Source organism: Brevundimonas olei (assembly GCF_037055245.1).
GTDB classification, from domain to species: Bacteria; Pseudomonadota; Alphaproteobacteria; order Caulobacterales; family Caulobacteraceae; genus Brevundimonas; species Brevundimonas olei.
The window spans coordinates 600,977-613,582 of record NZ_CP146369.1; the positions used below are offsets into that span (position 1 = coordinate 600,977).

The following is a 12,606-nucleotide window of genomic DNA, read 5'->3' on the forward strand; positions in this document are numbered from 1 at the left end:
GCGTCATGACCGAAGCCGCCGCAACCGTTTCCGCCGCCCGCCGCATTCCCCTGGCTCGCCCCGGCGTGGGGCAGGACAAGGCCCGCCTGGCCGAGATGCTGCGCGTCGACCACGCGGGTGAATTCGCGGCCGTCCACATCTACCGCGCCCAGCGCGCCGTGCTGGAAGGCCGCAAGGGCAAGGACGCCATCGCCGCCGACCTGACCGAAATGGAGGGGCACGAGGCCGTCCATCTCGCCCGGTTCGAGACGCTGCTGAACGAGAACCGGGTGCGCCCCACGGCCATGATCCCGCTGTGGAAGCTGGCGGCCACGGCGCTCGGCGCCGGCACGGCCCTGATCTCGGAAAAGGCGGCCCACGCCTGCACCGAGGCGGTCGAGAGCGTCATCGAGAAACACTACGCCGACCAGATCGAGGAGATCCGCGACCGCGATCCCGACCTGGCCGCCGAACTGACGAAGTTCCGCGAAGAGGAACTGGCCCACCACGACCACGCCATCGAGCACGGCAGCCGCGAGGCCCCTGCCTACCGCCTGCTCAGCAGCGTCATCAAGGTCGGCTGTAAGGCCGCCATCAAGATCAGCGAACGGATCTAAGGCCTTCTCCCCTTGAGGGAGAAGGATCAGCGGACGTCGAAGGCCAGCATCAGCGTCTTCTGCGCCGGATTGGCGTTGTCGTCGGACAGGATGTAGAGGCGCACGCCTTCGCCCTTAGCCTCGGCGGCGATCCCTTCGAAATTATCCGTCAGGCCCGGCAGCTTCAGCTCGACCAGCACCGGTCCCAACGTCCCGTCGGCGTCCATACGGCGCACCCGCGCGCGCACGTCGAACGGCGGACGCCATGACCGCTGCATGGCGAACCAGCCGTCGCCGCCGGGATCGCGCTCCAGCCCGGTCAGCCGCCAGCTGTCGGCGGGCGGCGTCGGCTCGACAACGGTGCGGCAGCCTTCCGGCGAACAGTCCCACACGCCGCCGCCTTCGCCGCCGGCACGCCAGCCGCCGGGCGCCGCAGCCAGGCCCTCCATGCCTTCATTCGGGGGAAAGTCCGCTGCCGGATACGCCCGCGCTTCGGGGCGGGCGTGCAGGCCGTCCAGCGAGCCGTAGCTCCAGATGCGGTGCTGGCGCTCGAAGCTGATCAGCACCTCGCCCTCTTCGGTCAGGGCCAGCCCCTCGGCGTCGCCCGCGACCTTGTCGATGATCGGCTCGCCCTCGGCCGTGGTCAGCCGGCGCACCCGCAGATCGTGCAGTCCCGACAGCTTGCCGTCCGCATCCAACTCCAGCCGCCCGCGCACCAGATCGCCCGAATCCGACACGGCGACGAAGCCGTCGTCGCCGGTCAGCTTCAGGTCCGACAGACTATGCAGGCTGGAGGCGGGCGCCGCGATCAACTGCACTCCGCCCGCATAGCGCACACCCTCGGCCAGTTTGGCGCCGCCCGGCCAGCCCAGGCCGACCTGCCGCGTCGACCCGCCCGCCGGCGCCCAGCCGTCGGCTGTCGCTTCGGGCGTCCAGGGATGAGATGAGACCGCCGCCCCGGCGCAGGCGGCCAGGGCGAGAGAAATCAGGGCGGCGACATAGAGGCGGCGATTCACGCCGCGCGCTTGTGCGGAACGCGCCCGCCCTGGCCGCCGAGTCTTTGGCCGCTGACGGTCTTGGGCTCGGCCTCGAACAGTTCGGCCAGCTTCTCGGTCATGGCGCCCGCCAGTTGTTCCACGTCGACGATGGTCAGGGCGCGGCGATACCAGCGGGTCACGTCGTGGCCGATGCCGATGGCCAGCAACTCGACCGGGCTGCGCGTCTCGATCTTCTCGATCACCTGGCGCAGGTGCTTGTCCAGATAGAGGGCGGCGTTGGCCGACTGGGTCGAGTCGTCGACCGGCGATCCGTCCGAGATGACCATCATGATCTGCCGCGCCTCGGGCCGGGCCAGCAGACGGTCATGCGCCCACTCCAGCGCCTCGCCGTCGATGTTTTCCTTCAGCAGACCCTCGCGCATCATCAGGCCCAGGTTCTTCTTGGCCCGGCGCCAGGGCGCATCGGCGCTCTTGTAGATGATGTGGCGCAGGTCGTTCAGGCGGCCGGGATTGGCGGGCTTGCCCGCGCTGATCCACGCCTCGCGGCTCTGTCCGCCCTTCCAGGCGCGGGTGGTGAAGCCCAGGATCTCGACCTTGACCCCGCACCGCTCCAGCGTCCGCGCCAGGATGTCGGCGCAGACCGCCGCCACCATGATCGGCCGCCCGCGCATCGAGCCCGAGTTGTCCAGCAACAGGGTCACGACCGTGTCGCGGAAGGGGCTTTCGCTCTCCATCTTGAACGACAGGGGGCTGGTCGGGTCGGTGATGACGCGGGTCAGGCGCGCCGTGTCCAGCATCCCTTCCTCGAGATCGAACATCCAGCTGCGGTTCTGTTGCGCCAGCAGGCGCCGCTGCAGCTTGTTGGCCAGGCGTGAGACGACGCTGCCCAGGGTCGACAACTGGGCGTCCAGCAGGGCGCGCAGCCGGTCCAGCTCCATCGGATCGCACAGTTCGGCCGCGTCGATGATCTCGTCATAGGCGGTGGTGAAGGCGTGATAGACTTCGACCGCCCGGCCATCGTCCTGGGTCTGCTGATGGTTGGGGCGATCCCCTTCGCTCAGTTCCGGGGCGTCTTCCTGGCCCTCTCCGTCCGGTTCGCCGGGCGTGCCGTCGGGGCGGGCCTGACGTTCGTCCTCGGCGGACTGGTCGTCGGCCGTGCCGTCCAGGGACTCGCCGCCGTCGCCGCCGTCCTGTTCTTCCTGCTCGTCCGGATCGGCCTCGTCCTGATCGGGCTTGTCGGCGTCGTCTTCGCCGTTCTCCTCGGGCGAGTCGCCGCCGTCGGCGTCGCCGGGGTCCAGGTCCAGCGCGCGCAGCAGATCCTTCATGCGCGCGCCGAAGGCCGCCTGGTCGTCGCCCAGGGCGGCCAGGGCGTCCAGCTCGGCGCCGGCCTTGGCCTCCAGTTCGGCGCGGACCCGGTCCAGCATGGTCTTGGCGCCGTCGGGGGCCGGCTCGCCCGTCATCCTCTCGCGCAGCAACAGGGCGGCCGCCTCGGCCACCGGCACCTGAGCCGCCTCGGCGCGCAGGGCGCCCGACTTCTCCAGCCGGGTGACCAGGGCGGAGTCGAGGTTGCGCCGCACGCCCTTCAGCTCGCGCGCGCCGACGGCCTCGACGCGGGCCTGTTCGACGGCGTCGAAGACCTCGGCCGCATTCATGTCGACGGGGCGCAGCTTGGCGTCCAGCGCCGGGTCATGGTTGGCCAGACGCAGCGCCAGCCGGTCCGCCTGACCGCGAAGGGCGGCGCTCTCGGGCGCTGCCGGGTCGCGCGGCGGGTGGGGCAGGGTCAGCACGCCGTTCGACAGTCGCGGACCGTCGCTGCCGAAATGCACTTCCAGCTCAGCCTGCTCGGCCAGCGCCCTCGCCGCATGCGACAGGGCGCGTTTGAACGTCTCGACGGGAGTCTCTGCAGCGGCCATGGGCCACACATAGACCATGCTGCGCCGGGGGGAAGGGGACGAGGCGTCCTATTGCTGCTTGAGCCGTACCCGCATGACGCCGCCGGGGCCGACCTCGACGTCGAATCGGCCTGTGGCGCGGACCAGTTCGGACAGCTTGGCGTGGCCGTAGGTGCGCTGGTCGAAGTCGGGGTAGGTGTTGCGCAGGCGGTTGGCCACGCCGCCGATGTTGACCCAGCCGTCGCCGTCCTCGTCCATGTCGGTGATGGCGGCGGCGATCAGGGCGGCCGCCTCGGCGGGTTTGCGTTCGGCGGGGGGCGCGGCGTCGGCGTCAGTTTCGGCGGCGGCTCTGCCGGTCAGGTTCTCGGTGTAGATGAAACGGGTGCAGGCCTGGCGGAAGCTCTCGGGCGTCTTGCGCTCGCCGAAGCCGTAGACCGGCACGCCCTGTTCGCGGATGCGCGCCGCCAGTCGGGTGAAGTCGCTGTCCGACGATACCAGGCAGAAACCGTCGAACCGCCCCGAGTGCAGTAGATCCATCGCGTCGATGACCAGGGCGATGTCGCCCGAGTTCTTGCCCTTGGTGTTCTGGAAATTCTGCTGCCACTGGATCGCCCAGCGGGGCAGGACGTCGATCCAGCCGCGCAGCGCCGGGCTGGCCGCGTCGCCGTAGATGCGCCGCGCCGACGCCTCGCCCAGGGTCGCGATCTCGGTGAACAGGGCTTCGGCGATGCGGGCCGAGGCGTTCTCGCCGTCGATCAGCACGGCCAGGCGCGGGGCGCGGGCGGCGGGGTTGAAGGCGTCGGTCGGCATGAAGGCTCCGGCGAGGGGAGGAGAGGGGCGAAGGCTCGCCCCGGCCGCGCTCGGGGTCAACCGCAAAGGAAAACGGCCGACGGGGCGCCCCGCCGGCCGTCTCCATGTCTGGCCTGGTACGAAGCGCTTACTGCGCCGTCTTCGGCGCCTCGGCGGCTCGCACCTCGACCGGCAGGCCCAGGGCGTCCAGCTGTGGCTTGACCACGGCGGCGTCGCCGACCACCACCCAGACGAAGCGCGACGGCTGAATGGCGGCGCGGGCGGCGGCGTCCATCTGCTCGGCCGTCAGGGCGTTGATGCGGCCGGCCAGGGTCTCCTGATAGTCGTCCGGTCGGCCGAACAGGGCGTTCGACCGCAGGGCGTTCAGCACCTGGAACGAGGTCTCATAGCTGCCCGACAGGGCGCGGGTGTCGCCCAGGACGGTGCGCTCGCGCTCGGCCGGGGTCACGCCCTCGGCGCCGAGGAAACGTTCGTACTGGCCGATCAGGGCGGCGATCGACTCGCCCGTGCGGTCGGCCTGGACCGGGGCGTTGACGATGTAGGGGGCGCGGTTCTGCAGTTGGCTGATCGTGCCGCGCACGCCGTAGGACCAGCCCTTGGTCTCGCGCAGGTCGGCGTTGATGCGCGACAGGAAGTCCGTGCCCAGCACCGTATTGGCCGTGGTCAGGGTCAGGATGTCGTCCGTCCCCGACACCGGCAGCACCTGGCCGCCGTAGATCAGCGACTGCGGCGACTGCGGCCGGTCGATCAGCACCACCCGCGCCGAGGTCTGCGGCAGGGCGGCGTCGAAGCCCTTGACGCCCTTGGCCGTCGTCGGGGCGCGCCAGTTTCCGAAGGCGGCCTCCAGTTGCGGCCTCAGTTCCGCCAGCGGCAGGTCGGAGACGACGAACAGCCTGGCGTTGTCCGGGCGGATCCAGCGGGCGTGTTCGGCCGCCAGATCGTCGCGCGTCAGGGCGCGGATCACCGCCTCGTCGCCCGAACCGCCGAACGGGCGGCCGTAGGGGTGGCTCTCGCCGTAGATCAGCGGGGGCAGGGCGCGGCCGGCGATGGCGGCGGGCTGGGTCTTCTCATTGGCCAGGGCGGCCAGGCGCGTGGCGCGCAGGCGCTCGATCTCGGTCGGGGCGAAGGCCGGGTTGCGCACCACGTCCGACAGCAGGGCCAGCGACGGCTGCAGATTGGTCGTCACCGCCGACAGATTGGCCACGGTGCGGTCCATCGACGAGCCGACGGAGACGCTGGCGCCCAGACGCTCCTGCGCCTCGGCCAGGGCCTTGGAATCGCGCGTCGTCGTGCCTTCCTGCATGACGTTGAGCATCAGGGTGTGGGCGCCCAGTCGGTCGGCGCGGTCGGCCGCGACCCCGGCGTCGAATTCCAGCGCCACACGGGTCACCGGCACGGTGGTCGAGCGGGCGTAGACGATCTCGATGCCGTTCGACAGGGCGGCGCGCTCCACCGCCGGGAAGTCGACGTTGGAGACCTGGCCGATGGTCGGGGCGGGGTCGCGGGCCACGCGCTGGATCGGCTCGGCCGGAACCGGGGTCGCGCCCGAAGGGGCGGCGGCGGCCTCGGCGTAGGCCTCGCGCTCGCCCGGCATGACGATCTGGCTGTAGACAGGGCGGCTCAGCCATTTCTGGAGGGCGGCCTGGACCTGGGCCGGGGTCACCGCCGCATAGGCCGCCAGCTCCTTCTTGTAGAAGTCCGGATCGTTCGAATACAGCTGCCCCTCGGCCAGGACCGAGGCCTTGCCGTTGGCGGTCTCCAGTCCCTGGATGCGCTGCGAGGCGTAACGGGTGACGACGCGGTTGATCTCGTCCTGCGTCGGGCCGTTGGCGATCAGGTCGGCCAGGACCTCATCCATGCGCCGGGCCACGGCGTCCGCATCGGCGCCCGGCTTGACCATGGCGGAATAGCTGAACATGCCGACCCGCTGGAACACCTGATTGCCGGCCGAGACGCTGGAGGCCGTCTGCTCGTCGCGCACCAGCACATTGTCCAGGCGCGAGCTGGCCAGGCCGCCCAGCACCGAGGCGCCGACGCTCAGCGGCACGGAGTCCGGATCGCCCAGGCCCGGCACCACCCAGGTGCGGCTGATGCGCGTCTGGGCCACGCGGTCGTGCAACACCTGTTCGACCGGCGCCGACAGGGTCGGCACCGGCGCCGCCGCCGGGGTGTTGACCGGGCCGCGCGCGATGGCGCCGAAATACTTCTCTGTCAGTTCGCGGGCCTTCGCCTCGTCGATGTCGCCCGACAGGACCAGGACGGCGTTGTTCGGGCCGTAGTTCTGGCGGAACCAGTCGCGCACCGTCTCCATGCTGGCCGCGTCCAGGTCGGCCATCGAGCCGATGGTCGAGTGGCGATAGGGGTGCCCTTCAGGGAACAGGGCTTCCAGCGTGGCGTAATAGGTCATGCCGTAGGGCTGATTGTCGCCCTGACGCTTCTCGTTCTGAACGACGCCGCGCTGCAGATCCAGCACCTCCTGGCTGACCTGGCCCAGCAGATAGCCCATGCGGTCGGATTCCAGATACAGGGTGTAGTCCAGCGCCGGGGTCGGCACCGTCTGGAAATAGTTGGTGCGGTCGAACCAGGTCGTGCCGTTCAGGCCCGTGGCGCCCGCTGCGTTCATCGTCTGGATGTGGCTGGAAGGCGAGTTCTCCGACCCGCCGAACATCAGATGCTCGAACAGGTGGGCGAAGCCGGTCGACCCCTTGGGCTCGTCCTTCGATCCGACATTATACCAGACCGACACGGCGACGACGGGGGCCTTGCGGTCCTCGTGGACCAGGACGGTCAGGCCGTTGTCGAGCTGGAAGCGCTTCCACGGAATGTCGACGCGGGCGATCAGCTCCGACACCGGCGCCCCGCGCAGGGGCTCGGCCTGGGCGGCGGTCACGGTTGCGGCGGCGGCCGCAGGCGCGGCGATAACGGGCGTGCTCACGGCCAGCAGGGCGGCGAGCGCAACGGAAGAGGCGGCAAGGCGCATGATGTTTTCAGTCCCCAACGGATCATGTTGAGGCGGACCTTAACCGCACGCGCGTCTCCGGCAACGCGACACATTGTTATATGAAGAATTCTTCATCTTCGCCGGCGCGCTCGGCCTGCGCTTGATCAGAGCGGGGGTCCAGGCCCGCCGCCGCCTCCAGTTCGCGCACCCGATCCCGCAGCGTCTTGCGCTCTCGCATCAGGGCCAGCCATTCTTCCATGCCCGCCTCGCGTTGCGCGGCGTTGACCGCCCAATACTCCTGCTTGGCCGGATGCGGGTCCGCCTCGTCCCAGATCGCCAGTCGGCTGGAGGCGCACTGATCCTCGTTCAGCGCCAGCGCCTTGATCAGCTCCAGCGGAATGTCGTCCAGCGTCACCTCGCCGCGCGCCCGCGCCCGCTCGCCCCTTTGCGCCATCCGGCCATAGGCCTCGGCCAGTTGGGCCAGGGCCTTGGCCTCGTCCCACATCCGTCCCCGCATGGCTCGCGCCCAGGCCCGCATCGCCGTCTCGGCCAGAACCTCCGCCGTCTCATCCGCCTCCTCTTCGGAGGGGGCGAACAGGGCTTCGGCGCGAACCGCCTCGGCCGCCGCCCGCTCGGCCTGCATCCGCTCGCGCGCCTCGGCCTGCTCACGCGCCCGCGCGTCGCCCCAGTCGCGCTTGGTCGCGCCGTGGACGGTGATCCGCTTGCGCAGGGCGTGCTGCGACACCCGCCACCGCTCGCTCAGCTCCGGCACGGTCGCGCCGTTGCGATAGGCCTCCAGAATGATCTCCCACGTCGCCCGCGACAGGCGATAGTGCGCGGGCTTGGCGTCCAGGGTCTCCTCCATGCGCGCAAGGATAGGACCGGCGCCGACTCAGGCGGGCTGCGGCGGCGGAAAACAGGCCGCTCCGATGAAATGAAAGCGTCAATTACGACAGATTGCGATCGCTGCGGGCGACTGGGCGGCTATACTCAGGCTCATGCAGCCTCTGAACGCCCGCACCACGTCGGCGATGTCTAAGGTCCGACAAGTGCGAACGACGCCTGAAGAGCGCGTCGCAAAGGTTCTTCGTGAACTGGGCAAGGCCTACCGGCGAAATGTCCGTAACTTGCCGGGGAAACCGGACTTCGCCAACCGCTCCAAGGGTTGGGTCGTGCAGGTTCATGGGTGCTTCTGGCATCATCATGACTGCAAGCGAGGAACGGTGCCGGTCAACAATCGGGAGGAGTGGTTGGTTAAGTTCGCGGCGAACCGAGTGCGGGATCAACGCGTCGAGGCTGACTTGCGCGGCATAGGCTTTGAGGTGGTCACGGTCTGGGAGTGCGAGACCCGCCATCACGCCGCTCTTGTGGAGAGATTGATCAACCTCAGATAAGGGCTTCATCCGAGCCTAACCCTTGGATGGTATGCTGTTGACACGCGAATCGTGTTCGCGTTTTGTTTGCGTGTATTTAAGGAGGGCGAAGCCGCCATGACATTGCGCCTGATTGACCTTTTCAGCGGCGCCGGCGGCATGAGCTTGGGCTTCTACGACGAGCTGTTTTGCGGCGGGTTCACCCCGGTGCTGGCGATCGACAATGACGCCGCCGCCGTCAAAACTCACGAGCTCAACTTCCCAGGCGAGGCCGTTAAAGCCAATATCGAGGAATGGCTTCTCCAGAATGAAGTGCCGCCGGCCGACGTGGTGATCGGAGGCCCTCCCTGCCAAGGCTTCAGCTTGCTGAACAAGAAGCGCGACGGCGACGCTCGTCGCGCCTTGTGGGAGCCCTTCATCGAAATCGCCGAGCGTTCGGGCGCGCGCGCCTTCGTGATGGAGAATGTGGCGGAACTCTACCGCTCGCCCGAGCGCATTCTAATTGAGAAGAAGGCGCGTCAACACGGCTTTCAGACACAGGCCGCCATTTTGAACGCCGCGGATTACGGGGCGCCGCAAACGCGCAAGCGCACGATCATCCTGGGCTGGCGGGATGCGAACAATCTCCCGAATTTTCCGCCCTTGCCGACGCACGCCGACCCTAAACTGAAGAGTAATCTCCCGCGTTGGAGGACGGTCCGCGACGTTATCGGAGATCTTCCCACGGACCCGTTCGGCACGGAGATCGGCGAGGCTAAGACCTTCGACTTGCACTTCGGGCGCAATCCTACGGAAAAAAGCATGCAGCGTTATCGGGCGGTGCCGCCCGGCGGCAATCGTTTCGATCTGCAATCCAATCGCCCGGACATCACTCCCAACTGCTGGATTAGGAAGACCAGTGGGGGAACAGATCTGTTCGGCCGACTGTGGTGGGACCGCCCTTCAGTCACGATCCGCACGGAATTCTATAAGCCTGAGAAGGGGCGGTATCTCCATCCGGAGGCCCATCGCCCGATCACTCACCGTGAAGCCGCGCGCCTCATGGGCTTTCCGGATGAGTTCAAATTCTCCGGTACGAAGGTAGAGGTGGCCCGCCAAATCGGCAACGCCGTGCCGCCGAACTTGGCGGGCGCGCTCGCTGCCACTGTGCTGACGGCGCTTACTGACCGTTCAATGGCTGCATAGTCGTTATCCGAACGGGAAGCGTTTCGTAACCAATCTGCCGTCCAGATGGCGGCATGCGAAAAGTGCCTCCATCCTTAGTTTTGCCGGGCCACCCCGACCATGTCTTTCTTGACCGGTTGGCGAGAGAGATCGCCGGGCGTCTCGGCACACGGCCTGCAGACGCCTTCGTGGGTGCGGTGATCGAAGCGATTGAGTTTGTTCTCGATCCCATACGGACCGGCCGCACGACACTTTCAGAACTCGATAATGTCGAAAAGACATTCATCGGCTTGAAAATTGAGCACTTCGTCCGAGATCTGCTCGATGCGCCTAAAGGCGTTCGTGACCTCACGCTCTTGGATCACGATGTGGATATAAAGAATACGGTCAGCCGATCGTGGAGTTGGATGATCCCGCCGGAAACCTATCGCGATGAGGAGCCCGTCATTCTGCTCGCAGCCGACGAAGACGAGCGCAAATCTTGGATGGGTTTGATGGTGGCGCGCGAAGCGTACCTCGGTGCGCCTAATCGGGACGGCAAACGCGGGGTGCTTTCTTCAGCTTACGCTAACATCCTCTGGCTGGCATCGGGTGTCGCCTGGCCGCCCAATCGCTGGGCGGGCCTCGATATGAAGCGCTTTCGTGAACTCCGTCAGATAAAGATCGGGAGGCGGCGAGCCGCGATGTTCTTTCTCGAAAATGATCGACGGATCACACACCGGACTGTTCTTGCGGCGCTGCTCTTCGACCAAAAGGACCCGATGAAGCGACTCCGGGCGAACGGCGGCGCGCCCGATGTTCTGCGACCGCTGGGAGTTGCGCTGTTGTCAGGGCGTTATGATGCGCCACTGGCCCGAAAACTCGGTTTTCAGCTGGCGACCGACGATTTCGTCGCTGTGAAGCCCAGGTCGGACGAGGAATTGAATCTTCTTCGTAATGCCGGAGATTTGGACTGATCCTCAATCCTCGTCCATCTTCAGCGCGGCGATAAACGCTTCCTGCGGGATCTCCACCTTGCCGAACTGACGCATCCGCTTCTTGCCGGCCTTCTGCTTCTCCAGCAGCTTCTTTTTGCGGGTGGCGTCGCCGCCGTAGCACTTGGACGTCACGTCCTTGCGCAGGGCGCGCACCGTCTCGCGGGCGATGATCTTGCCGCCGATGGCCGCCTGGATCGGGATGGTGAACATGTGGGGCGGGATCAGCTCCTTCATCTTCTCCACCATGCCGCGGCCGCGCGTCTCGGCGCGGGCGCGGTGGACCAGCATCGACAGAGCGTCCACTGGCTCGGCGTTGACCAGGATCGACATCTTCACCAGGTCGCCGACCTTGTAGTCGGTGATCTCATAGTCGAACGAGGCGTAGCCCTTCGAGATCGACTTCAGCCGGTCGTAGAAGTCGAACACCACTTCGTTCAGCGGCAACTCATAGACCACCAGGGCGCGCGCGCCGACATAGGACAGCTCGATCTGGTTGCCGCGGCGATCCTGGCACAGCTTGATCACGCCGCCGAGGTATTCGTCGGGGGTCAGGATGGTGGCCTTGATCCACGGTTCGCTGATCGTCTCGATCTGCATGACGTCCGGCAGGTCGGCCGGGTTGTGCAGGTCCATCTCGGTCCCGTCGCGCAGGCCGATCTTGTAGACGACCGAGGGGGCCGTCGCGATCAGGTCGAGGTTGAACTCGCGGCTCAGGCGCTCCTGGATGATCTCCAGGTGCAGCAGACCCAGGAAGCCGCAGCGGAAGCCGAAGCCCAGGGCGGCCGAGGATTCCATCTCATAGGTGAAGCTGGCGTCGTTCAGGCGCAGCTTGCCGATGGCGGCGCGCAGGTCCTCGAAATCGGCGGCGTCGACCGGGAACAGGCCGCAGAAGACCACCGACTGGACTTCCTTAAAGCCCTTCAGCGGTTCGGCCGTGGGTTTCTTCTCATCGGTGATGGTGTCGCCGACGGCGGCGTGGGCGACTTCCTTGATCTGGGCGGTGATGAAGCCGACCTCGCCGGGGCCGAGCTGCTCGACCGGGGTGTTCTTGGGCAGGAAGACGCCGACGCGATCGACCAGATGGGTCGAGCCGGTCTGCATCATCTTCACCCGCATCCCGGCCTTCAGCACGCCGTCGAACACGCGCACCAGCAGCACCACGCCCAGGTAGGGGTCGTACCAGGCGTCGACCAGCATGGCCTTCAGCGGGGCGTTGATGTCGCCCTTGGGCGCCGGCAGGCGGACGACGATGCCTTCCAGCACGTCCTCGATGCCCAGGCCCGACTTGGCCGAACATTCGATGGCGTCCGAGGCGTCCAGGCCGATGACGTCCTCGATCTGGGCCTTGACCCGCTCCGGTTCGGCGGCCGGCAGGTCGATCTTGTTCAGGACCGGGACGATCTCGTGGTTGTTGTCGATCGCCTGATAGACGTTGGCCAGGGTCTGGGCCTCGACGCCCTGTGAGGCGTCCACCACCAGGATCGAGCCTTCGCACGCGGCCAGCGAACGCGACACCTCATAGGCGAAGTCGACGTGCCCTGGCGTGTCCATCAGGTTCAGGACGTAGGTCTCGCCGTCCTTGGCCTTGTAGTTCAGGCGCACGGTCTGCGCCTTGATGGTGATGCCGCGCTCCTTCTCGATGTCCATGTTATCAAGGACCTGTTCCGACATTTCGCGCGCGGTCAGGCCGCCTGTGAACTGGATCAGGCGGTCCGACAGGGTCGACTTGCCGTGGTCGATGTGGGCGACCACCGAGAAGTTGCGGATGCGTTCGATAGGGGGCGTCGTCATGGTTCGGCGCGCGTAGCACGGCTGGAGAGATTGCGCCACGTCAGCCGCATGGCGGCCTCTGGGCGAATAATGACGCGGGCGCCCG

10 protein-coding genes are annotated in these 12,606 nt (G+C 67.3%); 4 read left to right on the forward strand and 6 right to left on the reverse strand.

What is annotated here, in order from left to right:
* The first annotated feature begins 5 nt into the window (after nt 1-5).
* Complete coding sequence (locus V8J38_RS02900; RefSeq protein WP_312221022.1) at nt 6-596, forward strand: demethoxyubiquinone hydroxylase family protein; 591 nt, start codon at nt 6-8, stop codon at nt 594-596.
* 26 nt (nt 597-622) lie between these two features.
* Here the strand turns inward: V8J38_RS02900 and V8J38_RS02905 are convergent, their stop codons facing one another.
* From V8J38_RS02905 to V8J38_RS02925, 5 genes are all read right to left on the reverse strand, one after another.
* Nucleotides 623-1,591 (reverse strand): esterase-like activity of phytase family protein, encoded by a 969-nt coding sequence (locus V8J38_RS02905; protein WP_338577820.1) that lies wholly within the window; start codon nt 1,589-1,591, stop codon nt 623-625.
* Complete coding sequence (gene cobT, locus V8J38_RS02910) at nt 1,588-3,486, reverse strand: cobaltochelatase subunit CobT (RefSeq protein WP_338577821.1); 1,899 nt, start codon at nt 3,484-3,486, stop codon at nt 1,588-1,590. The genes V8J38_RS02905 and cobT overlap by 4 nt, the downstream gene beginning before the upstream one ends.
* 48 nt (nt 3,487-3,534) lie before the next feature.
* Nucleotides 3,535-4,275, reverse strand: a complete 741-nt coding sequence (locus V8J38_RS02915; protein WP_338577822.1) for an NYN domain-containing protein — start codon at nt 4,273-4,275, stop codon at nt 3,535-3,537.
* A 127-nt stretch (nt 4,276-4,402) separates the two neighbouring features.
* On the reverse strand, nt 4,403-7,255 hold the full coding sequence (locus V8J38_RS02920; RefSeq protein ID WP_338577823.1) for a pitrilysin family protein: 2,853 nt from the start codon (nt 7,253-7,255) through the stop codon (nt 4,403-4,405).
* Nucleotides 7,256-7,331: 76 nt separating this feature from the next.
* Nucleotides 7,332-8,081: a hypothetical protein gene (locus V8J38_RS02925; RefSeq protein WP_338577824.1), complete on the reverse strand. Its 750-nt coding sequence runs from the start codon at nt 8,079-8,081 to the stop codon at nt 7,332-7,334.
* A gap of 133 nt (nt 8,082-8,214) precedes the next feature.
* On the opposite strand from V8J38_RS02925, the gene V8J38_RS02930 reads away from it, so the two are divergent.
* The 3 genes from V8J38_RS02930 to V8J38_RS02940 all read left to right on the forward strand — a co-directional run bounded on the left by V8J38_RS02930 (nt 8,215) and on the right by V8J38_RS02940 (nt 10,709).
* Nucleotides 8,215-8,610, forward strand: coding sequence for a very short patch repair endonuclease (locus V8J38_RS02930; protein ID WP_338577825.1), 396 nt, complete (start codon nt 8,215-8,217; stop codon nt 8,608-8,610).
* A 96-nt stretch (nt 8,611-8,706) separates the two neighbouring features.
* Entirely contained in the window at nt 8,707-9,774 is a 1,068-nt protein-coding gene (locus V8J38_RS02935) for a DNA cytosine methyltransferase (protein ID WP_338577826.1), read from the forward strand.
* A 53-nt stretch (nt 9,775-9,827) separates the two neighbouring features.
* Nucleotides 9,828-10,709, forward strand: coding sequence for a NaeI family type II restriction endonuclease (locus V8J38_RS02940; protein ID WP_338577827.1), 882 nt, complete (start codon nt 9,828-9,830; stop codon nt 10,707-10,709).
* 3 nt (nt 10,710-10,712) lie between these two features.
* Here V8J38_RS02940 and lepA read toward each other — a convergent pair whose 3' ends face one another.
* Complete coding sequence (lepA, locus tag V8J38_RS02945) at nt 10,713-12,521, reverse strand: translation elongation factor 4 (RefSeq protein ID WP_338577828.1); 1,809 nt, start codon at nt 12,519-12,521, stop codon at nt 10,713-10,715.
* Nucleotides 12,522-12,606 lie beyond the last annotated feature (85 nt).

Bases quoted from the DNA above. Each gene is read 5' to 3' on its own strand.
- V8J38_RS02925 (WP_338577824.1), bottom strand. From the start codon at position 8,081: ATGGAGGAGACCCTGGACGCCAAGCCCGCGCACTATCGCCTGTCGCGG.
- cobT (WP_338577821.1), bottom strand. From the start codon at position 3,486: ATGGCCGCTGCAGAGACTCCCGTCGAGACGTTCAAACGCGCCCTGTCG.
- V8J38_RS02920 (WP_338577823.1), bottom strand. From the start codon at position 7,255: ATGCGCCTTGCCGCCTCTTCCGTTGCGCTCGCCGCCCTGCTGGCCGTG.
- V8J38_RS02940 (WP_338577827.1), top strand. From the start codon at position 9,828: ATGCGAAAAGTGCCTCCATCCTTAGTTTTGCCGGGCCACCCCGACCAT.
- V8J38_RS02930 (WP_338577825.1), top strand. From the start codon at position 8,215: ATGCAGCCTCTGAACGCCCGCACCACGTCGGCGATGTCTAAGGTCCGA.
- V8J38_RS02915 (WP_338577822.1), bottom strand. From the start codon at position 4,275: ATGCCGACCGACGCCTTCAACCCCGCCGCCCGCGCCCCGCGCCTGGCC.
- V8J38_RS02900 (WP_312221022.1), top strand. From the start codon at position 6: ATGACCGAAGCCGCCGCAACCGTTTCCGCCGCCCGCCGCATTCCCCTG.
- lepA (WP_338577828.1), bottom strand. From the start codon at position 12,521: ATGACGACGCCCCCTATCGAACGCATCCGCAACTTCTCGGTGGTCGCC.
- V8J38_RS02935 (WP_338577826.1), top strand. From the start codon at position 8,707: ATGACATTGCGCCTGATTGACCTTTTCAGCGGCGCCGGCGGCATGAGC.